Annotated in this window: 20 protein-coding genes, 1 tRNA gene and 1 pseudogene; 3 read left to right on the top strand and 19 right to left on the bottom strand. The window is 72.4% G+C overall.

The features are described from left to right. Nucleotides 1–71: 71 nt before the first annotated feature. Complete coding sequence (locus PUR61_RS40505) at nucleotides 72–1037, bottom strand: aldo/keto reductase (protein ID WP_329884928.1); 966 nt, start codon at nucleotides 1035–1037, stop codon at nucleotides 72–74. A gap of 207 nt (nucleotides 1038–1244) precedes the next feature. Here PUR61_RS40505 and PUR61_RS40510 point away from each other — a divergent pair, with 207 nt between their 5' ends. Next, nucleotides 1245–1439, top strand: coding sequence for a hypothetical protein (locus PUR61_RS40510; RefSeq protein ID WP_329884929.1), 195 nt, complete (start codon nucleotides 1245–1247; stop codon nucleotides 1437–1439). Between the two features lie 42 nt (nucleotides 1440–1481). On the opposite strand, the gene PUR61_RS40515 is transcribed toward PUR61_RS40510, so the two are convergent. The 8 genes and pseudogenes from PUR61_RS40515 to PUR61_RS40550 form a co-directional block, all read right to left on the bottom strand. Then, nucleotides 1482–2600 (bottom strand): endo alpha-1,4 polygalactosaminidase, encoded by a 1119-nt coding sequence (locus tag PUR61_RS40515; protein WP_329884930.1) that lies wholly within the window; start codon nucleotides 2598–2600, stop codon nucleotides 1482–1484. Between the two features lie 168 nt (nucleotides 2601–2768). Continuing rightward, entirely contained in the window at nucleotides 2769–3470 is a 702-nt protein-coding gene (locus tag PUR61_RS40520) for a spherulation-specific family 4 protein (protein ID WP_329884931.1), read from the bottom strand. Next, nucleotides 3467–4372 carry an NAD-dependent epimerase/dehydratase family protein gene (locus PUR61_RS40525; RefSeq protein WP_329884932.1) on the bottom strand — a complete coding sequence of 302 codons (906 nt, stop codon included), beginning with the start codon at nucleotides 4370–4372 and terminating at the stop codon, nucleotides 3467–3469. Before PUR61_RS40525 ends, PUR61_RS40520 begins: the two co-directional genes overlap by 4 nt. Nucleotides 4373–4506: 134 nt before the next feature. Beyond that, nucleotides 4507–5214, bottom strand: a pseudogene (locus tag PUR61_RS40530) (nucleotidyltransferase family protein); the annotation flags it as partial. A gap of 70 nt (nucleotides 5215–5284) precedes the next feature. Beyond that, nucleotides 5285–6277 carry an SDR family NAD(P)-dependent oxidoreductase gene (locus PUR61_RS40535; RefSeq protein ID WP_329884933.1) on the bottom strand — a complete coding sequence of 331 codons (993 nt, stop codon included), beginning with the start codon at nucleotides 6275–6277 and terminating at the stop codon, nucleotides 5285–5287. Between the two features lie 86 nt (nucleotides 6278–6363). After that, nucleotides 6364–7896 (bottom strand): hypothetical protein, encoded by a 1533-nt coding sequence (locus PUR61_RS40540; protein WP_329884934.1) that lies wholly within the window; start codon nucleotides 7894–7896, stop codon nucleotides 6364–6366. A 73-nt stretch (nucleotides 7897–7969) separates the two neighbouring features. Then, nucleotides 7970–9475: a GT4 family glycosyltransferase PelF gene (gene pelF / locus PUR61_RS40545; RefSeq protein WP_329884935.1), complete on the bottom strand. Its 1506-nt coding sequence runs from the start codon at nucleotides 9473–9475 to the stop codon at nucleotides 7970–7972. 104 nt (nucleotides 9476–9579) lie between these two features. Further along, on the bottom strand, nucleotides 9580–11967 hold the full coding sequence (locus PUR61_RS40550; RefSeq protein ID WP_329884936.1) for a hypothetical protein: 2388 nt from the start codon (nucleotides 11965–11967) through the stop codon (nucleotides 9580–9582). 415 nt (nucleotides 11968–12382) lie between these two features. On the opposite strand from PUR61_RS40550, the gene PUR61_RS40555 reads away from it, so the two are divergent. Further along, nucleotides 12383–13291 (top strand): tyrosine-protein phosphatase, encoded by a 909-nt coding sequence (locus PUR61_RS40555; protein WP_329884937.1) that lies wholly within the window; start codon nucleotides 12383–12385, stop codon nucleotides 13289–13291. 130 nt (nucleotides 13292–13421) lie between these two features. Here the strand turns inward: PUR61_RS40555 and PUR61_RS40560 are convergent, their stop codons facing one another. From PUR61_RS40560 to PUR61_RS40595, 8 genes are all read right to left on the bottom strand, one after another. Beyond that, a complete protein-coding gene (locus tag PUR61_RS40560) occupies nucleotides 13422–14399 on the bottom strand; it encodes an RNA polymerase sigma factor SigF (RefSeq protein WP_329884938.1) in 978 nt (325 codons plus the stop codon). A 191-nt stretch (nucleotides 14400–14590) separates the two neighbouring features. Beyond that, nucleotides 14591–15460: an RNA polymerase sigma factor SigF gene (locus PUR61_RS40565; protein ID WP_329884939.1), complete on the bottom strand. Its 870-nt coding sequence runs from the start codon at nucleotides 15458–15460 to the stop codon at nucleotides 14591–14593. A gap of 293 nt (nucleotides 15461–15753) precedes the next feature. Beyond that, a complete protein-coding gene (locus PUR61_RS40570; RefSeq protein ID WP_329884940.1) occupies nucleotides 15754–16047 on the bottom strand; it encodes a Dabb family protein in 294 nt (97 codons plus the stop codon). Between the two features lie 62 nt (nucleotides 16048–16109). Continuing rightward, the gene (locus tag PUR61_RS40575) at nucleotides 16110–16274 is read right to left on the bottom strand and encodes a hypothetical protein (protein ID WP_329884941.1); all 165 of its coding nucleotides are present in this window, start codon (nucleotides 16272–16274) and stop codon (nucleotides 16110–16112) included. 460 nt (nucleotides 16275–16734) lie between these two features. Continuing rightward, nucleotides 16735–16824 (bottom strand) — tRNA-Ser (locus PUR61_RS40580). A 150-nt stretch (nucleotides 16825–16974) separates the two neighbouring features. Next, entirely contained in the window at nucleotides 16975–17484 is a 510-nt protein-coding gene (gene tadA, locus PUR61_RS40585; protein WP_329884942.1) for a tRNA adenosine(34) deaminase TadA, read from the bottom strand. Nucleotides 17485–17541: 57 nt separating this feature from the next. Further along, the gene (locus tag PUR61_RS40590) at nucleotides 17542–18090 is read right to left on the bottom strand and encodes a tRNA adenosine deaminase-associated protein (protein ID WP_329884943.1); all 549 of its coding nucleotides are present in this window, start codon (nucleotides 18088–18090) and stop codon (nucleotides 17542–17544) included. Nucleotides 18091–18333: 243 nt separating this feature from the next. Further along, a complete protein-coding gene (locus tag PUR61_RS40595; protein ID WP_329884944.1) occupies nucleotides 18334–18570 on the bottom strand; it encodes a hypothetical protein in 237 nt (78 codons plus the stop codon). A gap of 184 nt (nucleotides 18571–18754) precedes the next feature. On the opposite strand from PUR61_RS40595, the gene upp reads away from it, so the two are divergent. Then, nucleotides 18755–19390, top strand: coding sequence for a uracil phosphoribosyltransferase (upp, locus tag PUR61_RS40600; protein WP_329884945.1), 636 nt, complete (start codon nucleotides 18755–18757; stop codon nucleotides 19388–19390). A gap of 92 nt (nucleotides 19391–19482) precedes the next feature. Here upp and PUR61_RS40605 read toward each other — a convergent pair whose 3' ends face one another. Both PUR61_RS40605 and PUR61_RS40610 read right to left on the bottom strand, forming a co-directional pair. Beyond that, nucleotides 19483–20154, bottom strand: a complete 672-nt coding sequence (locus PUR61_RS40605) for a LytR C-terminal domain-containing protein (RefSeq protein ID WP_329885014.1) — start codon at nucleotides 20152–20154, stop codon at nucleotides 19483–19485. A gap of 300 nt (nucleotides 20155–20454) precedes the next feature. Continuing rightward, complete coding sequence (locus PUR61_RS40610) at nucleotides 20455–20751, bottom strand: type II toxin-antitoxin system VapB family antitoxin (protein WP_030061387.1); 297 nt, start codon at nucleotides 20749–20751, stop codon at nucleotides 20455–20457. Nucleotides 20752–20873 lie beyond the last annotated feature (122 nt).

The raw sequence follows: 20873 nt of genomic DNA on the forward strand, positions 1-20873 counted from the left end.
GGCTGTGGACGGACCCGCCGCCCCCGCGCGGGTCCGTCCACGGCCTCCGTGCTGCCGGGAGAGCGCGGCGCTCAGGCGGAGGCGGCGTCCAGCAGGGCGGTCTGCGCCGGGGTGAGCTCCAGTGAGGCGGCGGCCAGCAGCGGCGGGAGCTGCTCGACGGTGCGGGCGCTGACGATCGGGGCGGCGACGGTGGGGCGGGCGGCGAGCCAGGCCAGGGCGACGGAGGCGAGCTCGGCGTCCTGCTCCGCGGCGACCGTGTCCAGCGCCTCCAGCACCTTGGGTCCGCGCGGGTCGGCCAGGTAGCGGCTGGCGCCCTCGGCGCGGGCGCTGTCCACACCCTCGCCGCCCGGGCGGTACTTGCCGGTGAGGAAGCCCGAGGCGAGCGCGTAGTACGGCACGGTGGCCAGGCCGCGCTCGGCGACCAGGTCGGCCAGCGGGCCCTCGAAGGTGCCGCGCGAGACCAGGTTGTAGTGCGGCTGGACGGCGACGTACGCGGCCAGGCCCTCGCCCTCGGCGAAGGTGAGCGCCTCGGCCAGCCGCTCGGCGCCGATGTTCGAGGCGGCGACGGCGCGCACCTTGCCCTCGCGCACCAGCTCGTCCAGCGCGGTGACGAACTCCTCGACCGGGGTGTGGTCGTCCTGGTGGGTGTAGTAGAGGTCGATGTGGTCGACGCCGAGGCGGCGCAGCGAACCCTCGGCGGACGCCTTGATGTTGGCCGCGCTCAGGCCGCGGGCCTCGGGGTGGAGACCGACCTTGGTGGCGATGACCACGGAGTCACGGTTGCCCCGCTTGCGCAGCCAGTTGCCGAGGATCGTCTCCGACTCGCCGCCGGCGTTGCCGGGCACCCAGGAGGAGTAGGTGTCGGCGGTGTCGACGAAGTTGCCGCCGGCCGCCGCGTAGACGTCGAGGACGGCGAAGGACTGCGCCTCGTCGGCGGTCCAGCCGAAGACGTTGCCGCCGAGGGAGATCGGGAACACCGAGAGGTCGGACGTGCCGAGCTGCACATAACGGGGGGCGTCACTGTGGATTCCGGTCATGATCCGAGTCAACCGGATCGGCCGGGCCGGAATTCCGCGGTCCGGGCAGACTTCACAGGCTTTTCGCACGCCCGTAGCGCTGGGTTCGGCGGGAGTCCGGTACGGGCCGGTCGGGGGCCGGGGCCGGCCCGGTGCCCCTCCCGGCGTGAGCCGGGGAGGGTGCACCGGGGTGTCGGCGCGGTGCCGGGATTCGTTAGAGTCCGTGCCATGGCTGACAACGACTACGACCCCGCCGGCAGCACCCAGATGTTCCGGGCCTTCGTCGACGAGACCCCGGCACCCCAGGCGCCGGGATCCGTCAACACCTACAGCACCAACAGCAACCGCACCGGTGTGATCGCGCTGGTCGCCGTCGTTGCCCTGGTCGTTGTGGGCGCCGTCATCTGGCTGGCTGTCAAGTAACCCTCGCGCCGGAACGCCTGGCGGCTCGGCGGCCCTCCTGCCTCAGCAGGGCTTCCGCCAGGCGTCCAGTTCGAGCTTCTTCTGCATCGAGCTGAGACCCAGCGACTTGGACTGGGCGCAGAACCGGTCGGTGCCGAGCTTGTACTCGACGTGGAACACCGCCTTGCCCGCCTGGATGAAGGGGGAGAGGCGGGCGCACTCGTCGAACTCGGCGCACTCCTCGTTCACGGCGAAGTCGAAGTCGGCCAGCAGGGCGGGGATCTGATCCAGGTCGTTCTTCAGACCGATCGCGAGGCCGCGCTCGTGGGCGAGCGAGGCCAGCATGCGGTTGTAGCGGAGCTGGTCCTCGGCGGTCAGCGGGAATCCGCTGTTCTGGTTGTACGCCTCGATGGTGTCGGGTTCGACGGCGTCGAAGCCCTTCTGCTTGCACATGTCGAAGCGGGCCGCCATCAGCGGCTTCAGCTGGTCGAGCTTGCGGATGTCGAACCACTTCTCGCCCTTCCACCCGTTGCCGGCGCCCTGCAGGGCCTTGGTGAAGGCGGCGGCGTCGGGGCGGAAGTCCTCCCAGGAACCGGCGTTGATGTAGCAGATCACCTTGCGGCCCTTGGCGTGCAGTGCGGCGACCACCGAGGCGTCGGTCTCGAAGCCGTCGATGTCGTAGACGGGGACGTCGACGGACTGGTCGACGCCGCCGCCGAGCTGCCACTGCCAGGCGAGGCCGGGGGTGGGCTGCCAACGGGTGCCGTTCGAGGTGCCGTTCGGCGTGCCGGTGCCGCCGGTGCCGCCCGTACCCGTGCCGGTTCCGGTGCCCGTACCCGGGCCGGGCGGCGTCCCCGGTGCGGTGCCCGGTGTGGTGCCGGGCTTGCCCGTCGGGGTGCCCGGCGTGCCCGGGGTGGTGCCGGTCGGGGTGCCCGGTGCGGTGGTGGCGGTCCCGGGCGCGGGCGGGGTGGTGGCCGCCGTGGCGGCGGGGGCCGACGACGAGCTGTCCGGGGCGGTCGGGGTGCCCGGGACCGGGTCGGCGGTGGCCGCCGGGGGCTGGGCGCCGGTGGCGTCGGCCGAGGAGGTGTCCTCGTCATCCGGGCCGGAGCTGCTGCACGAGGTCGCCAGCAGGGCCGTGGCGAGGGCGAGGGCGGCCAGGAGTGGCCGGGTACGACGGGTCACGGTGCTCGAACTCCGGGTCTGGTCAGGTCCGTTCGGCAACGGGCGGGTCGGTGGCGATCGGTGGGTGTGCGGGCCGGGCGGCAGTCGGCGATCCGCTGACTGCCGGTCCGGTGGTCGGTCGGGCGGCCGGTCCGGTGGTGCCGGGTCGGCCGTGCGCGGCCGGGACCGTCACGCCGGCGACGCCAGGTCGGGGGCGGTCAGGTCGTGCGGCAGAGTGCTCCAGGGGTTGTCCCCGGCGCCCGGGACCGCGCAGCCCGCGCCGGCCCGGCGGGCGGCGATCAGCGCGGTGGCCTCGCGGGCCCGCTCGGCGGGCACGTCGTAGACCAGGTGGCAGAACCGGGCGGCGGCGTGCCGGCCGGTCCAGAGCGGCAGGGTGAGCGACTGGTAGGCCGTCCAGTCCCCTTCGAAGGTGACCAGCAGGTCGGCGAGCCCCACCTCGGCGTACCCCGGGTCGGGGTGGTCGCCGTGTCCGAACACCACCGTGGAGCACCCGGCGGCCCGGGCCGCGGTGGCGAGGCGGCGGTAGTGCGGCAGGGCACCCGGCTGGGTGGACACCTGGTCGAGGTAGACGCCGGTGATGCCGTGCCGCTGGCGGTAGGTCAGGACGTCGTTCACCACGGCGGCGTGCGACCGCCGACCGTAGTCGGTGTCGGCGTAGCCGAGCAGCGGCAGACCGGCGGCACGGAGCTGCTCGGCGGCGTCGGTGAAGACGTGGTCCGGATCGCCGGGGCCGTCGGCGAGGTTGAGCACGACGGCGGCGATCCGCTTCGGGTCGGCGGCGGCGACCGCCTGCCAGGCCGCCGGGTCCACCGCGGGGTGGACGTACAGCGGCACCAGCAGGCGGCCGTCGTGGTGGCTTGCGCCGGTCATGCGGCGACCAGCGGTTCGGTGGAGAGCCAGAGGTCGCGCAGCGTCTCGTCGAGCCCCGTCTCCGGCCGCCAGCCGAGCGTCCGGGCGGCGGCCGACACGTCGGCCTGCTGCCAGGAGACGGCCGCGGACCGCTCGGAACCGGCGCCGCTCTCGTCGATCCGGCCGGTGAATCCGGCCGCCGTGACCAGGCCGTCGGCGATCGCCCGGACCGGCCTGGCCGTTCCGGAGGCGAGGTTGAGCACCCTGGGCAGCGGGCCCTGCGCGGTGACGGCCAGGCCGACCGCGCGGGCGATGTCCCGGGCGTCGACGAAGTCGCGGTGGGCCGAGAGGTCCCCGACCTTCACCACGCCCTCGGCGCCGTCCGGGGAGGCCCGGCGCAGTTCGGCGGCGAGCCGCCCGGGCAGCGAGCCCGCCGGGGCACCCGGGCCGACCGGGTTGAACACCCGCAGCACCACGGCGTCCAGCGGCGAGCCGGCCACCGCGAGGGAGCCGGCCAGCTTGGTGGCGCCGTAGACGCCGACCGGGCGGGCGTCGGCGTCCTCGTCGAGCGAGCTGCCGGGCGGGCAGACGCCGTACTCGCCGGCCGAGCCGATGTGCACCAGCCGGGCCTTCGGGGCACCCTGTTCGAGCGCCTCGCAGAGCACGGCCGGGCCGCGGGCGTTGACCTCGGCGAGCTTGACGGCGCTGCCGGCCACCGCACCGGCGAAGTTGACCACCGCGTCGGGGGCGAGCGCGGCCAGCTCCTCGCCGAGCGGGCCCGACCCGGCGGCTGCCAGGTCGAGGCGCAGGTCGTGGTCGGGCCGCCGTCCGGCGGTCAGCACGGTGGCCCCGGGCAGGGACCGCAGGACGACGGCGGCGTGCCGGCCGAGAAAGCCGTCGGCACCGAGCAGAAGGATTCTCACGCGGCCCGTCCGTCGTTCTCTGAACCGGCCTGGCCCACCGCGGCGGGCTGGTCGGCGACGTCCGGTGCGGTACGGGCGGCCGGGATCGGCAGCTCCTGCTCGCTCGGCACGGCGTACAGGCCCTCCGCGGCCTCGCCCGGGAGCAGCAGCGACCGGTTGAGCGCGAACTCGGCGTTGGCCCGGTCGTAGTCGTCCGGGCGGCCGATGTCGAGCCAGTAGCCGTCGAACTCGTAGGCGGCCGGCGGCGTCTTGGCGGCGAGCAGGTCCAGGACCAGTTCGTCGAAGCCGAGGGGCAGGCCCGGGGTGTACGTGGCCAGCGCCGAGCGCGAGACGCCGTACACGCCCATCGAGACCCGGTAGTCGATGGTCGGCTTCTCCTGGAAGCCGGTGATCGAGCCGGACTCGGTGGTCAGGACGCCGAAGTCGATCCTCACCTGGCGGGCGTAGGTGGCGATGGTCAGCGGCGACCCGGACGCCTCGTGGTGCTTGAGCACACCGGCGAAGTCCAGGTCGGTGAGGACGTCGCCGTTCATCACCAGGAAGTGCTCGGGCAGCCGGTCCTGCAGGGTGAGCAGCGGGCCGAGGGTGCCGAGCGGGCTGTCCTCGACGGCGTAGCCGACCCGCAGGCCCCACTGGGAGCCGTTGCCGACGTAGGCGCGGATGATGTGGCCGAGGTGGCCGATGGCCAGGGTGACGGTCTTGAAGCCCGCGGCGGCGAGCTGACGCATCACGATCTCCAGGATCGCGTGCTGGTCGCCGATCGGGACGAGCGGCTTGGGAAGGGCGGTGGTGTACGGGCGGAGGCGGACGCCCTTACCGCCGGCCAGGATCACTGCGTGCATGGTGTTTCCCCCACGGAAGTCGGTGCGACAGGGGCCTTCGATGCCGGGAGCGGACGGAAGGCGGGCTGGGTCAGACGTTGTAGATGTCGGTCTTGTAGCGGGCCAGGTTGGCCGGGTCGCGGAAGAACTCGATGGTCTGCTCCAGGCCCTCTTCGAGGGAGTACTGCGGAGCCCAGCCGGTGGCGGTGCGCAGCCGGGTGGCGTCGGCCACCAGGCGCATGACCTCGGAGTTGGCCGGACGGATGCGCTGCTCGTCCTCCTTCACCGTGACGTCGACGCCCATCAGCTTGCCGACCAGGATCACCAGGTCGCCGACCGAGATCTCGCCGCCGGTGCCGGCGTTGAAGGTCCGGCCGACCACGGTCTCGGCGGGGGCGGTGCCGACCGTGCGGAAGGCCAGCGCGGTGTCCTTGACGAACATGAAGTCGCGGGTCGGACGCAGGTCGCCGAGGGTGATCTCGGTCTCGCCGGCGGCCAGCTGGGCGATCACGGTCGAGATGACGGCGCGCATCGACTGGCGCGGGCCGAAGGTGTTGAACGGGCGCAGCGTGACGACCGGCGTCTCGAAGCTCGCGTGGTAGCTGTCGGCCAGCCGGTCCCCGCCGGCCTTGGAGGCGGCGTACGGGGACTGCGTGTTGATCGGGTGGTCCTCGCTGATCGGCACGGTCTGCGCGGTGCCGTAGGTCTCGCTGGTGGAGGTGTGCACCAGGCGGGGGATGTCCAGGTGACGCACCGCCTCCAGCACGTTGAGGGTGCCGGTCACGTTGGTCTCGATGTACGAGTGCGGTGCCTGGTAGGAGTACGGGATCGCGATCAGGGCGGCCAGGTGGTAGACCGCCTCGGTGCCCTTGACCAGGCCGTTGACCGACCCCGGGTCGCGGACGTCGCCGAGGACGATCTCGACCGAGTCCAGCACCTCCTTGGAGAGGGTCTCCAGCCAGCCGAACGACGAGAAGGAGTTGTACTGGACCATCGCGCGGACGTGGTGGCCGTCGGCCACCAGGGCCTCGACGAGGTGGGAGCCGATGAAGCCCTCGGCTCCGGTGATGGCGACGCTGCTCATACGGTGATTCGCTTTCTTCTCTCTGGGGACTGGCTTTCTGGGACCGGGCCGGGTGTGTGAACGGTGGTGACCCGGCCGGTGGTGGTTCAGCGGTGTTTGGTGGTGCGGCCGAGCACGGGCCCGGCGATGGCGGTGAGGAGCGCGGCCGAGGCCCCGCAGCCGATCAGCTGCAGGAGGGTCGGGTCCACACCGGTCAGCAGCCCGGCGCACTCGGCACCCGCGGCGGCCAGACAGATGAGGGCGGTGCTCCAGCTGAGCCCGAAGGCGTTCAGCAGCAGCGCCAGCCAGAGCGAGCCGCCCAGCAGCAGCAGCGCGCCGAGCTCCGGGACGCCCAGCGCCGGGGCGCCGGGCCAGAGCACGGTGGCGGCGGCGTCGAGGGCGGCCACGGTGGTGAGGTAGATGAACAGGCATCCGAGCAGCACGCCGCCGGTGCGGCGGACGAACTCGATCGGCGTGTGGCTGGTCCGCAGCGCGGCCACCGCCATCGCCCGGTACCGGAAGAGCAGCCACTCGGCGAGGCCGAGACTGAGCGTCAGGGCGATCATGGCCGGCCCCGTCGGGCTGGCCGAGGCGCCCTCGGCGGCTCCGGTGCGCACCGCCTCGTGCACGGTGACGCCGAGGCCGGCGATCATGGTCAGGGTGCCGACCGCCAGGCCGAACAGCAGGTGCGGCACCTCCTTGACGAGCGGCAGCCGCAGCGGCACCGGCTCCGGCTCGCTGCGACGACAGCGCACCAGCTCCCGTGCGGCCAGGCCGATGGCCAGGCCGAGGGAGGCCAGCAGCACCGCGGTGCGGACCACCTGCGGCACGTCGACGGCGAGCACCACGCCGGCGCCGAGCGCGGACGGTGCCAGCGCGAGCAGCAGGAACTTCTCCCGGCCGAGCACCAGCAGCACGGTGGCCGCCGCCAGGTAGCCGGACTGCCCGGCGGCGAAGCAGAGCGCGCCCAGCGGCCCGCCGACCACGTACCCGGCGGTGGCGGAGGCCACCGCACCCAGCGGTGCCCCGATCGCGAGGCAGGCGGCGGCGGACCGGCGCCGGCCCCGGCCGAGCCAGGCGTACGAGCGGTGCGCCAGTGCCTGGTTCCAGGCCCAGCTGGCCAGGGTGGCGACGGAGAGCGCGAGCATGCCCGAGGGCAGCCCGAACCGCATCCGGTCGGCGGCGAACAGGTTGGCGCCGAGCAGGTAGCCGAGGCCGGGCAGGGCGAACACCAGGCCCCGGACCACGCAGCGCCAGGGGTCGGCCCGCCAGGGGTTGGCGAACTCGGCGCTCGGGCCGGGGTAGCGGCGCTCGACCTTCTCGAACAGCTCCGCGGCGACGGTGAAGGAGTCGGGGCGGCCGTACAGCAGGGCCGCCTGCTCGTCGGAGAGGCCGTCGGACTCCAGGAAGGCCGCGATCTCGTACGGGTGGACGGCGTCCGCGCAGACGTCGCGCAGCCGCTCGGCGAGCTCGTCCAGCGGGTCGGGGGAGAGGTCGAGCGGGTCCTCGGCCGGTTCGGGGCGCTGCTCGGGCAGGACCGGGCGGCGCCGCCCCCGCGGCGGGAGGGTGCGCAGCTGCACGGTCTGCTCGGCCCAGTCGGGTCCGGCCTCGTCGGGGACGAGACGGAGGGGACCGCTCATGCGCCCACCTCGCTGCGCTCGGCGGCCGCTTCGCGGCACGCGCACCTGCTGATGATTCGCTCGCTGCGCTCGCTCATGCCGTGACCTCGCTGCGCTCGTGCTCGGACGGCTGCTCCCAGTCCGGGTCCGGCGGGCCGTCCGTGACGGCGACCACGCCTTCCGGCAGCCAGCGGGAGGTGCCCAGCAGCTCGGTGTAGATGCCGCGGAAGCCGTCGATGTTCTGGCGGAGCGTGAACTGCTCGATCACCCGCAGCCGGGCCTGCTCACCGAGCCGGGCCCGGCGCTCCGGGTCGCGCAGCAGCTCGATCGCGGCGGCCGCCATCGGCTCGGGCTCGCGCGGCGGAACGACCAGGCCGGTGTCGCCGACCGCCTCGCGCACACCGCCGACGTCGGTCGAGACGGTGGAGCGGCCGCAGGACATGGCCTCGATCAGGGTGAACGGGAAGCCCTCGCTGATCGAGGAGAGCATCACCACGTTCCCTGCGGCGTACGCGTCGGTGATGTCCGCGACGCGGCCCTCGAAGGCCACCGAGTCGGCGACGCCGAGCTCGGCGGCCAGGGCTATGCATCCGTCGCGGTACGCCTCGCCGCCCTTGGGCGTGCCGCCGAACAACCGCAGCCGTGCCTCGGGGATCTCCTGCTGGACGATCGCGAAGGCCCGGATCAGCGTCTCCAGGTCCTTGATCGGGTCGACCCGGCCGGCCCAGCTGAGGGTGGGGGTCTCCGGCTCGGGTCCGGCGGGCGGGAAGGCCGCCGGGTCGACACCGTTGTAGACGGTCCGGATGTGCGCGGAGGGCGTGCCGCCGCGCTCCTCCCAGCGCCGGTTGTACCGGTTGCCGGGGGTGACCAGCGCGGCCCGCCGGTAGCTCTCCTCGGCGAGCATCCGGTAGAAGCCGAGCAGCAGGGCCTTGACCGGCCAGCGGTACGGGCCGGTGCGGTAGCCGAGGTAGCGCTCGCGCAGGTAGATGCCGTGCTCGGTGAGGAGAAACGGTACGCCGTACTGCTGGGAGGCGATCAGGCCGGGCAGGGTGGCGAGGCCGCCGCTGGCTGCGTGCGCCACACCGTCGCGGGGCGGGTCGACCGAGAGCGGCCGGAGGGCGTGCTCCAGCAGGTCGGTGGCGTTCAGCGCGTCGTGCAGGGTGGGTCGGGAGACGGCGGTGGAGAGGTAGTCGCGGGTCCAGACGTGCTGGAGGGTGCGCAGGGCCCGCTCGCTGCGCAGCGCCGGGCTGAGGAGCCCGCGCCGGGCGAGGTCGGCGAAGCCGTACAGCTCGGTGCCGAAGTGGGTGGTGTAGACCGGGTCCAGGATGGAGTGCAGGAAGCGCTCGTAGGCGTTGAGGAAGCGCCGCATCTCCTTGCCGCGCGGTGCCCGGCCGTCCGCGGCCGGTGCCCAGAGCGGCGCGGTGGTGACGGACCGCACGTTGGCGGGCAGTTCCCAGGCCAGTGGTTCGTGGCCGGTTCCGGTGACGGCGATGATGTCGAAGTCGACGTCCGGCATGCCCTGGACGAGCTGGTCGCACCAGACGCTGACACCACCGTGCTGGTGCGGGTACGTCCCCTCGGTGAGCAGGGTGACGCGCATCTCTGTCCCCCCTCCTGTTCTTGCGTCAAGCACCCGGCCGTGGTGGCCGGGTCGGGTGGTTCCGGTGGCGGGCCGGGAGGACCGGCCCGCCACCGGGTCACCGTTTAGCGGGTGCCGGTCTTGCCGGCGGTCTTCTTGGCGGGTTCGGCCTTCCCCCCGGAGGCCTTGCCGTGCTGCGGGGTGGTGCCCTTGCCGGCGGCCTTCCCGGCGGTACCGGTCGTGCTACCAGCAGTGGTACCAGTGACCGCGCCCTTGCCGGCCACCGGGGCCCCGCTTCCGGGGACCAGGGTCGGCGCGTCGGTGCGGTCGGTGTCGCCCGGGCCGGCCGGGACGGCGTCCGCCGTGCCCTGCGGCACGACCTTGGTGTCGCTCGGCGCCGGGGCGGTGACCGACTTGGCGGCGACGCTCGGGCTGGTGCCGGCCGGGGCGGCCGGGGTGCCCGCGGCGGGCAGCTTCAGCTGGATGCCGCTCTGCAGCTGGCCGGGCTTGACCCAGCCGGAGAGCGAACCGGCGTAGGCGGTGCCGAACGCGGTGCTGCCGATGGCGAGCTGCTGGACGGTGCCGGTCGGCATGGTGGCCTGGACCTGGACGCCGGCCGGGGCGTTCACCGTGACGGTGTCGCCGGTCCGGTAGGCGGTGACCTGGCCGGAGGAGAGCGCCGTGTTCCAGGCCGCGCGGCGCTGGAACTCGACGCCGAGGTCCTTCTGCGCCAGGTTCACGATCGGGGTGTTGTCGGCGTGCAGCGACCGGTAGGTCGAGAGGATCCGCTCCAGCACCGGGTAGACGATCCGGTCCTCGGCCAGGTTCGACTGGTGGATGAAGTGCGGCCGCGGGTCGTTGCTCAGCACGTGGCCGAGGTCGATCCGGGCCTCCAGCGGAACGATGTACGAGAGGTAGCCGGTGTTCACGTCCAGCGGCGTCGGCAGGCAGGTGGAGTTGGCGTTGTTCTCGCAGACGCCGCTGCCACCGTTGGCCGCGCTGGTGTAGATCCAGTTGTACTCGTCCGTCTGCTCCTTCGCCGTGGCGGCGTTGTAGAAGACGTTCATCGGGTAGCGCGGCACGGTCAGCGTGGACGAGCCGACGGCCCGCTGGGCGGGCTCGCGGGACGCGTCGCTGGCGGTCCACTTGACCCCGTTGGCGGCCAGCGCGGGAGCCAGGAACGGGTTGTCGCTGGTCTCCTGCGGGGCGGTCAGCAGGCCGGAGTGCTCGCCGGTGACGAGCTCCGTCTTGTCCAGCGTGAGGCCCCGGGCGGTGGCCCAGTCGAGGTTGTTCTTGATCTGCGAGCTGATGGTCGCCTGGTCGATCCAGACGGTGTTGCCCGCGCCGTCCTTGGAGCACTTCCACGGGACCACCGAGACGTCCTGGAGGCAGCCCAGGTACGGGTGGGTGTAGGTGTGATTGACCCAGCGGTAGCTGGTCTGGTCGGCGATCATCTGGTCCACCACCGGGTCGGTGGTGGTCTCGTGGTCGACCTTCCAGTCCTCGCTGCCACCGCCGTTGAACACCATGTCCATGGTGAAGTTGTTGGTGGTCTGCCACTGCTTCGCGAACTGCGCGTCGGCGACCGACATCCGGATCGGGTTGGCCGTCTCGGGGGTGCCGGGCGGGCAGGTGACGTCACCGGGGGTGCACTTGAGGACGGTGTCCCAGCGGTCGTCGGCGAGGAAGACGTCGTCGACGTGGGCAGCGAAGTAGTTGCGGTCGTACCCGAGGTGGACACCCTGGGTTATCCAGTCGACTATGCCGCGGGCCAGCAGGCGGTACTGCTGCTGGTACTGGTTGTAGACGAAGGTGACGACCAGCTCCTTGCGGCCGTCGTGGCTGTACTCGCCGACCAGCGAGCCCTTGGCGGTGCTGCCGGGGATCGGCACCTCGACCAGCGGGGTGAAGCTCGATCCGGCCGGCAGTGTGGCCAGCGGGGTGGCCAGGTAGCCGTAGCTCTCGGAGACGCTCGGGTCGTTGTCCTCGAACGGGACGGAACCCTTGAGGTACCCGAACGGCCCCGTCAGGCCGGCCGTGGAGACCTGCCCCTGGAAGCCGTCCAGCGTGCCCATGTAGCCCGGGTTGACGGCCCAGTTCAGGCCGACCTCGGGCCGGGCGTAGGTGTAGGCGTCGACCTGGCGGACGTTGAACGCCGCCTCGTACGTGGCGATCGCGGTCATCTCGGCGGAGCCGGCCGCGAACGGGTTGTCGTTGGGCAGCACGATGCCCTGGTACTTGCCGCGCGGCTGCCCGTTCAGCGTGTCGCTGAGGAAGGCGGCGTCGATCACCGGGCGGTTGGCGTCGTTCAGGTCGACGATCTTGTACGGGGTGCCCTGGCTCTTGAGCTCGGCGGCGATCGCCGCCGTCGCCGGTCCGCCGTCACTGATGACCAGGACCGTGAGGTCGATCCGGGGCGTGGTGGTGGCACCGTGTGCGAGGGACGACTGCAGGCCACCGGCCAGCAGAACGGCTGCCGCGCAGGCGGCAACTCTTCGGGTCGCTCGACCCATGTTGTCTTTCCTCCCCTGGGCAGGGCGCTCCGCTGCTCGGCACTCGCCTGCCCTGTCGCTGTTCGCAGGCAGCATGCTGCCCGGCGCCCATCCTGGTGGAGAGTCCGTTCCAGGTGGGACCAAATGGGCAGGAGTGCAGCGAATCTGTTACCAACGTTCATGGTCGGGCCATGAAAGCGCTGATTGTGGCCGGAACGGCACCGGCTGCGCAAATAATCAATTAAAAATTAAAACCCGAAGCCTGAGCGTTACCGCTGCTCACCCACCGTGTGGTCCGGGCGGGCGAGGTGGACCCTACACTGGCGGCGTCGCGCCTCACACTCTCGCACACCCTGCCGTTTCGATGGGCAGGTTCATGCAATATCGCGCAGGGTTGTGCCACGTCACCGTCCGAATATCCAATGGAGGCCGCCGCGTGACCGAACAGCAGACCGAGACCGCCGTTTTCCCGGCCGCCCGCAGCCTGGGTCTGTTCGGTGCCGTCAATGCCCGCGACCTCGGTGGCTATCGGACGGCCGGCGGGCGGCTCCTCCGCCCCGGTGCCGTACTGCGCAGCGACGGGCTCAACCGGCTCACCGACGAGGACCTCGCCCTGCTGGCCGCGCTGGGCCTGCGGCAGGTCGTCGACCTGCGCAGCCTGGAGGAAGTGCGCGAGGCGGGCCCCGACCGGGTGCCCGGCCTGCCGGTCGCGGTGATCGCCGACGCCGAGCACTCCGCCACCGCGATCACCGTGGAACGCGCCGCGCCCGACGGCGTGACCCTTCATCACCTGCCCGTTTTCGCGGCGGACTTCGATATTTTCGCGGCACTGCGGGAAGCGCTCGGTGACCGTAGCCCGGAGAAGCAGCGCGCCCTGCTCGGTGACGGCCGGGCCGGCGCGATGATGACGGGCCTCTACCGGTGGTTCGTCACCGACCGGATCGCCCGCGAACGATTCTCGGCCGTCCTGCGCCTGCTGGCCGCGCCGGGCGGTGCGCCGCTGCTCTTCCACTGTTCGGCCGGAAAGGACCGCACCGGCTGGACGGCGGCCGTGCTGCTCACCGCGCTCGGCGTCGATCGGGAGACCGTGTTCGCCGACTACCTGCTCACCAACGAGCGGTCGGCCGCGATCGTGGCCTCGATCGTGGAGAGCTTCCGCGCCCGGGGGCTGATGCACGAGCCGGAGCTGCTGCTGCCGGTCTTCCGGGCCGAGCGCTGCTACCTGGAGGCGGCGTTCGAGGAGGTCGAGTCCGGATGGTCCGGTTTCGAGGCGTTCTGGACGGACGGCCTCGGTCTGGACGACGAGGTGCTGGCCGGTCTGCGCGCCAACCTGCTGGAGCCGTAGGGCCCGCCCGGCCCCGGCCCGCCCGGCGATCCGCCGGGTGTTCGGCCTGACCGGCGATCCGCGGGTGCCCCGGCGCCGGGTGCGCGTCCGGCGGGAGCCGTCGGGCACGCACCCGGTCGGGACGGCGGAGTCACCCCTCGCTGATCAGGCCCTCGCGCAGCTGGGTGAGGGTCTTGGTCAGCAGCCGGGAGACGTGCATCTGGGAGATGCCGATCTCGTCGCCGATCTGCGACTGGGTGAGGTTGCCGAAGAACCGCAGCATGATGATCCGGCGCTCGCGCGGCGGCAGCTTCGCCAGCAGCGGCTTGAGCGACTCCCGGTACTCCACGCCCTCCAGCGCGAGGTCCTCGTAGCCGAGCCGCTCGGCCAGCGGTCCGTCGCCGTCCTCCTCTCCCGGGCTGGAGTCCAGCGAGCTGGCGGTGTACGCGTTGCCGACCGCCAGGCCCTCGACCACGTCCTCCTCGCTGACGCCGAGGCAGACGGCCAGCTCGGCGACGGTGGGGGAGCGGTCCAGTCGCTGGGAGAGCTCGTCGCCGGCCTTGGTGAGTGCCAGGCGCAGCTCCTGGAGACGCCGGGGCACCCGGACCGACCAGCTGGTGTCCCGGAAGAAGCGCTTGATCTCCCCGACCACCGTCGGCATCGCGAAGGTCGGGAACTCGACCCCGCGCTCCGGGTCGAACCGGTCGATCGCCTTGATCAGGCCGATCGTGCCGACCTGGACGATGTCCTCCATCGGCTCGTTGCGGCTGCGGAACCGGGCCGAGGCGTACCGGACCAGCGGCAGGTTCAGCTCGATCAGCGTGTCGCGGACGTACGTGTGTTCGGCGCTGCCGGGGGCCAGGGCGGCCAGTCGCAGGAACAGCGAGCGGGAGAGCGTCCGGGTGTCCAGCCCGGCGCCGGACGGCGCCGGGGTGGCCTCCGGTACCGGTTCGGGGCCCGCCTCCGCAGTGCTCGGCCCGGCTGCCTCCGGGCCCGCCCCGGGGGGTGCTCCCGCTTCGGCGCCGGGTGGCGCGGCCGGGCCCCGCCGGAACGGGATCCGGTCGACGGCGAACGTCGCTCCTTCGGCCTGACCAGCGTGGATCTCCGCAGTGCCCAGCTCTCCGGACATGCACCCACCCCCTTGTGACTGACAGTTGAACGGGTGCCGTCGCCCGGCGGTTCCCGAGCGATGCCTTCCCCCTCCATACCGGAACACGGTCTCCGGCAAACCAGGGGGTCGCAAGACGTCACGCGCCGGTAACGCGGAGCGATCCCGCCGTCGCGCGGAGCGCCGTCCTGTTTTGTCGGGGATTGTGACGGTCAGTCTTCCCAGGAGTTGCCGGTCCGAAGCCTGGCCAGGATCCGGGAGAGCAGCCGGGAGACGTGCATCTGGGACATGCCCAGCTCGGTGCTGATCTGGGACTGCGTCAGGTTGGCGAAGAACCGCAGCATGACGATCCGTCGTTCCCGCTCCGGCAGCTGCACCAGGAGGTGACGGACCATGTCCCGGTGCTCCACCTCGGCCAGCGCGGAGTCCTCGTAGCCGAGCCGGTCGAGGAGGGCCAGCCCGCCCTCGTGCTCCTGCGCGGCCTCCAGTGACGCCGCGTTGTACGCCCGGCCGGCGTCCAGGCAGGCGCGGACGTCCTCCTCGGGGATGCGCAGGCTGGCGGCGATCTCGGGGACCTTGGGGGCCCGGCCGTGCGTGACCGTCAGCTCCTCCATCGCTCCGCTGACCTGGACCCAGAGCTCCTGGAGCCGGCGCGGGACGTGCATGGTGCGGACGTTGTCCCGGAAGTAGCGCTTGATCTCGCCGAGGATGGTCGGCAGTGCGTAGGTCGGGAACTGCACGCCCCGGGTGGGGTCGAACCGGTCGATGGCGTTGATCAGGCCGATCGTGCCGACCTGGACGACGTCCTCCATCGGTTCGCTGCGGCTGCGGAACCGCGTGGCGGCGTACCGGACCAGCGGGATGTTGACCTCGATCAGTGCCGCCCGGACCCGTTCCCGCTCGGGGGCGTCCGGGGGCAGCTCGGCGAGCCGCTCGAAGAGCACCCGGGTCAGGGTCCGGACGTCCACCGTCGGACGGCCTCCGGGGCCGCGCAGGCCGTCCGGGCGGAGTTCGCCGGCCGGGCTGATCACGGTGGCCAGCACCTCGTCGTCCGGCGCGCTCCCTGGTGTCCGCACGGACACGTCACCCCTCCCAAAGTCGACAACGGTGAGACCTGTGGACCGGGTGTCGTCGGGTTTCGTGCACCACCTAGCGATGTCCGGCAAAACCGGTCATAGCATCACAAGGCGGGCGCACGTCGGGCAAGCACCGCGTGGAGGTGTGTTGGTGCCGCGCCGGAGGATCCACCGGGCCCTCCGGTGGCACGGCGGCGGATCGTTCCGGGACAGAGCAAGGCGCCCCGTCCGGGTTCCGGGCGGGGCGCCGCGGCCGTCCGGGGGACGCGCCGGGGGCGCGTCGGGACGGTCCTCCGGGCTCAGACCTCGATGTCGGCGATCACCCAGGTGGCGAACTCGCGCCACTGGCCGGCCGCGGCCTGGTGGGCCGGGTGGGTGAGGTACGCCTGCAGGGCCTCGCGGTCCTCGACGAGGCTGTTGATCGCGTAGTCGTGGGCGATGTCGCGCTCGGTGGTGTTCCAGCCGCACTCCCACTCGCGGAGCTCGGGAACGACCGGGCCGAGCTCCTCGAAGGCCTTGGCGCCGGCGAGCGCGCGCCCGTCGTCCTTGCTGACGCCTTCGTTGAGCTTGAACAGGACCAGGTGCCGGATCACGATGCCGCTCCTCGCGGACGGGGGGTGAGAGTCAGGGCCCACCGTAGCCGGTGGGGTCCGGGCTACTTCACCAGCCCGGTCATGAAGGTGCCGACGGCCTTGGCGGCGTTCGAGATGCCTTCGAAGCCGAGCTGGACCAGCTCGGCGGCGCGGGCCGGCGAGGTGATGATCGTGTAGAGCACGAAGACGAGTAGGAGGACCATTCCGATCTTCTTCGCCTGTGCCATCCGGTGACCTTCCTCCTTGCCGTGGGCCGCCGCCATCCGGTCCCCGAGCGGTCCTCTGCACTGGGCAGCTTATCCACCCGGACGGCCCATCAGGTGTGCGACGCGTTCACCCGGTGGGACGAAGGTCCCCGTGACAGGGGCCTTTCTCCGGGTGCCCGCTCGCGGATCGGACGGCAGGATGGGGAACGTACCGAGGATCTGGCAGGAATCCCCGGTGCGTGGATCCGGAGCTCCCCGCTGTGGGACCGGGTGTCGCGACTTCCCCCCCGACGCGACCCCGGTTGTGGGACTCCGTCGGGGGAGCGGTCAGTCCCCCCGAGCCGCTCCCCCCTTCCAGGCTCCGTACTCGACCGGGCGTTGGTGGTCATCGGCCCCCGAGTGCGGAGCCCATTTCCGTGTATGAGGGTGCGCGGAAACGCCGAGGGCCCGTCCGGACTTCCGGACGGGCCCTCGGGCTTTCTGGCGGTAGCGGTGGGATTCGAACCCACGGTGAAGTTGCCCCCACACACGCTTTCGAGGCGTGCTCCTTTGGCCGCTCGGACACGCTACCGAGGGGAACTCTACCGGACGGGTGGCACCGTCACGAAATCTTTGTCGGGGAAGGGCCTGCGGCGGTCCGCGGCGCGGTGCGTGGGGGCCTTCGGCGGTGCGCCGGGCGGTGGTGCCGACGGCGGTGTCCGCGGTGGTGTCAGCGGTGGTGTCAGCGGTGGCCGTCGAAGAAGGCGCGGAGCTGCTCGCCGCACTCGTCGGCGAGGACGCCCGGGACCACCTCGGGGCGGTGGTTGAGCCGGCGGTCGCGCATCACGTCGAAGAGGGAGCCGGCCGCGCCGGCCTTCTCGTCGAGGGCGCCGTAGACCACGCGGTCGATCCTGGAGAGCACGATCGCCCCCGCGCACATGGTGCACGGCTCCAGGGTGACGACCAGGGTGCAGCCGCCGAGGCGCCACTCCCCGATCTTCCCGGCGGCCTGGCGGATGGCGACCACCTCGGCGTGGGCGGTCGGGTCGCCGACGGCCTCGCGCTCGTTGTGGCCGCGGCCGAGGACCTCGCCGTCCGGACCGAGGACGAGCGCCCCGACCGGGACGTCTCCGGTGGCCGGCGCCAGCGCGGCCTCGGCGATGGCGAGGCGCATCGGCGCCGCCCAGCGGTCACGGACCGGGTCGGGGCGGACGGGGGCGGGCAGCGGCGGGATCGGGCGGGCGGACTGCATGGCATCCAGTGTCGGGCATGGCGGGCATCCGGCCGTCCGGACGGCGGACACGGACCGTTACCGGACCGCCTCCAGGACCTCGCCGCAGCCGAGCGCCTCGGCGATCTCCTCCAGGGCGTCGCCCGGCACCGCGCCCTCGCCGCTGAGGGCGAGCAGCCGGTCCGGGGCGAGGCCGAACTCGGTGAGCAGGTGGGCGTCCCCGAGCGGGCCGACCGGGACGCTGCCGCGGTCGCCGGACTCCTCGTCGTCGTCCTGCTCCCCGGCCTCGCCGCCCTCCTCCAGTTCGGCGACCAGGTTGTCGAGGTCGCCGAACTCGCTCTCGCCGGCCTGGTCGACCAGCTCGTCGGTGAGGACGGACCCGTAGGAGCTCCGGGCGGCGGCGGCGCCGTCCGACACGAAGATGCGGGGATCCTCCTCGCCGTCCACCCGGACGACGGCGAACCAGGCGTCCTCCTGTTCGATGAAGACCAGGACGCTGTCGTCGTCCTGGGTCGCCTCGCGGGCCAGGTCTGCCAGATCGGCGAGGGTTTCGACGTTGTCGAGTTCCGTCTCGCTCACATCCCACCCGTCGTCGGTGCGAGCAAGCAGTGCAGCGAAGTACGCCACCAGGGACACTCCCAAGATCTCGGTCTCGGCTGTCGGCGCTCTCGGGCAACGCGGAACTGGCCGCCCCCGCGCCAGAGGCGGTCCGCCGTTCGGACCGTCCCATCGGAATCGTGACAGAAAGCCCGGCTCTGCGGGGGGTGTTCGGCAGCGCGTCTTTGCAGGTCGTGTCGGAAGGGTTGGCTGCCGGACGGCGAACGGGGGACGGGGCGGGAAGAGGCATGTGGAGAAGCCGTGGAGGGCTTGTCAGATCCGGAAGGTTCGCATCCGCATTGCTTCGCGCATGCGGCGTTCCTTGGTCCGGCGTGGCTGGACCCGCTCGCGCAGTTCGCGCGCCTCGGTGAGCTCGCGAAGGAAGACGGCACGCCGTTTGCGGCGTTCCGCCTCGGTCTCCGGGCGGTCCGGGGGCGGGCCGAAACGGCCGTCCGACGAGGTCGCGGCCTCGTCCGCCGAGCCGTCCCCGGTGTTCGGGTTGCTCGTCATAAGACCTGACCTTCCCAGATCGGCCCGGTTGATACCACAGGAAGCGCATCCGTCCGGACGTTCGCGGTGCGTCACGGCGTGTCACTGTCCGGCAGGAGGCGGACGGGGGGCGGACGGGGGGCGGCGCGCCCGGGTCTGGCACGGCGTGTCGTACGGGCGTCCGGGCGCGGGCTAACCTCGATGCATGCGGACCCACGTCGTCGACCACCCCCTGGTCGCCCACAAGCTCTCCACCCTGCGCGACGAGCGCACCGACTCGCCGACCTTCCGTCGCCTGACCGACGAGCTGGTGACCCTCCTCGCGTACGAGGCCACCCGGGACGTCCGCACCGACGAGGTGGAGATCACCACCCCGGTGGCGGTCACCACCGGCACCCGGCTGTCCTACCCCCGCCCGCTGGTGGTGCCGATCCTCCGGGCCGGCCTCGGGATGCTGGACGGGATGACCCGGCTGCTGCCGACGGCCGAGGTCGGCTTCCTCGGCATGGTGCGCAACGAGGAGACCCTGGAGGCCTCCACCTACGCGACCCGGATGCCGGACGACCTCTCCGGCCGCCAGGTCTACGTGCTCGACCCGATGCTGGCCACCGGCGGCACGCTGGTCGCGGCGATCCGGATGCTGATCGAGCGCGGCGCCACCGACGTCACCGCCGTGGTGCTGCTGGCCGCGCCCGAGGGCGTCGCGGTGATGGAGAAGGAGCTGGCCGGCCTGCCGGTCACCGTCGTCACCGCCGCCGTCGACGAGCGGCTGAACGAGAACGGCTACATCGTTCCGGGCCTCGGCGACGCCGGCGACCGGCTGTACGGCACGGCCGGCTGAGCAGCCCCGTACGTGCGACGAGAGCCCCCCGGCGCGGTGCCGGGGGGCTCTCGTCGGTCGACCGGGCGGGCGGACCGCCGGCTGTCGGTGGTTCAGCAGCTGCCGGTGGTGCTCGGAGCCGGCGTGGGCTTGGTGGCCAGGGCCAGCGCGGCGGCGGCCTGGGTCTCGTCGAGCAGCGCGTTGTAGCTGTCGCCGATCACGAAGTCCACGGTGCCGTCGGTGCGGGCGTCGGCCGTGCTGGTGGCACCGGCGATCACCGAGCCGACCAGGGTGGACGCCCCGGCGCCGGCCGGGCCGGCGACCACCTGGGCGGTACCGGGCACCTTCTTGTCCAGTTCGGCGGGCGCGTTGCCGACCTTGCCGATGGTGAAGCCGCGCTTCTTCAGCTCCTCGGCGGTCCGCGCGGCCAGCCCCGCCTTGGCGGTGGCGTTGTAGACGTTCACGGTGACCGACGCCGGCTGCGGGATCGCCTGCGGGTCGACGGGGGCGCCGGGCGCTCCCGGGGCGGTCGCCGCGCCGTCCGGGGTGGGAGCGGCCAGCGGTTTGCCGGAGGGGGAGGCGCAGGCCTGGGCCGAGGCGTGCTTGCCCTTGCCGCTGAAGATGTCCCAGAGCTGGACGCCGCCGAGACCGATCAGCGCCAGCGCGAGCAGCGCGCCGATCAGGGCGAACACCTTGCGGCTCTTCTTCGGTGGTCGGCCAAGCCGCGGATAGGCGTTGCCGGTGATGCGGTACTGCTTCCCCTTCAGGCCTTGGGGAGTCAACATGCTCACGGTTTGTCTCCCCCTCGTGCCGGGGCGGGGATCGGGTGACGGGCCGGCCGGGGCGCGGTGTCGGAACGGGGCCGCGGCCGTAGTCAGCAGATTAGTGCCGTACGGCTGCGAAGGTACTAAACGATCATCATCTGGAGTATCCCGGCACCCGAAAGGGGGTATCCGGGTGCGAACGGACCGCCCTCCGGGTGGTGACCGGAGGGCGGTCCGACGTCGCGTGAGGGGCCGGCTGCCCCGACATCTCCGCCGGCGTTCCGGTCGACCCCGTCGACTTCTCCGCCGGTGGCCGGTCCGTCATTCCATTTCGAGGACACGGGCGTGCAGCACCTGGCGCTGCTGCAGCGCGGCGCGGACCGCGCGGTGCAGCCCGTCCTCCAGGTACAGGTCCCCGTGCCACTTCACGACGTGCGCGAAGAGGTCCCCGTAGAAGGTGGAGTCCTCCGCCAGGAGGGTTTCCAGATCCAGCTGGCCCTTGGTGGTCACCAACTGGTCGAGTCGCACCGGGCGCGGGGCGACGTCCGCCCACTGGCGGGTGCTGGTACGGCCGTGATCCGGGTACGGCCGCCCATTGCCGATGCGCTTGAAGATCACACGGAAAGCCTACCGTTTGGGCGGCGGATGGCGCAGCAGCCGCGGCGCCGCCACGCGCTCGGGTGCGAGCTGCGGGCGGCGGATTGGGGCTGTTTCATGGGAAATGTCGCGAAGGTCTATCT

Origin of the sequence: Streptomyces sp. BE20 (assembly GCF_036322525.1) — a bacterium.
GTDB lineage: Bacteria > Actinomycetota > Actinomycetes > Streptomycetales > Streptomycetaceae > Kitasatospora.

Excerpts from the sequence above, each read along its gene's own strand:
- PUR61_RS40505 (WP_329884928.1), bottom strand. The coding sequence starts at position 1,037 with ATGACCGGAATCCACAGTGACGCCCCCCGTTATGTGCAGCTCGGCACG.
- PUR61_RS40510 (WP_329884929.1), top strand. The coding sequence starts at position 1,245 with ATGGCTGACAACGACTACGACCCCGCCGGCAGCACCCAGATGTTCCGG.
- PUR61_RS40520 (WP_329884931.1), bottom strand. The coding sequence starts at position 3,470 with ATGACCGGCGCAAGCCACCACGACGGCCGCCTGCTGGTGCCGCTGTAC.
- PUR61_RS40535 (WP_329884933.1), bottom strand. The coding sequence starts at position 6,277 with ATGAGCAGCGTCGCCATCACCGGAGCCGAGGGCTTCATCGGCTCCCAC.
- PUR61_RS40540 (WP_329884934.1), bottom strand. The coding sequence starts at position 7,896 with ATGAGCGGTCCCCTCCGTCTCGTCCCCGACGAGGCCGGACCCGACTGG.
- pelF (WP_329884935.1), bottom strand. The coding sequence starts at position 9,475 with ATGCGCGTCACCCTGCTCACCGAGGGGACGTACCCGCACCAGCACGGT.
- PUR61_RS40550 (WP_329884936.1), bottom strand. The coding sequence starts at position 11,967 with ATGGGTCGAGCGACCCGAAGAGTTGCCGCCTGCGCGGCAGCCGTTCTG.
- PUR61_RS40560 (WP_329884938.1), bottom strand. The coding sequence starts at position 14,399 with ATGTCCGGAGAGCTGGGCACTGCGGAGATCCACGCTGGTCAGGCCGAA.
- PUR61_RS40575 (WP_329884941.1), bottom strand. The coding sequence starts at position 16,274 with ATGGCACAGGCGAAGAAGATCGGAATGGTCCTCCTACTCGTCTTCGTG.
- tadA (WP_329884942.1), bottom strand. The coding sequence starts at position 17,484 with ATGCAGTCCGCCCGCCCGATCCCGCCGCTGCCCGCCCCCGTCCGCCCC.
- PUR61_RS40595 (WP_329884944.1), bottom strand. The coding sequence starts at position 18,570 with ATGACGAGCAACCCGAACACCGGGGACGGCTCGGCGGACGAGGCCGCG.
- upp (WP_329884945.1), top strand. The coding sequence starts at position 18,755 with ATGCGGACCCACGTCGTCGACCACCCCCTGGTCGCCCACAAGCTCTCC.
- PUR61_RS40605 (WP_329885014.1), bottom strand. The coding sequence starts at position 20,154 with ATGTTGACTCCCCAAGGCCTGAAGGGGAAGCAGTACCGCATCACCGGC.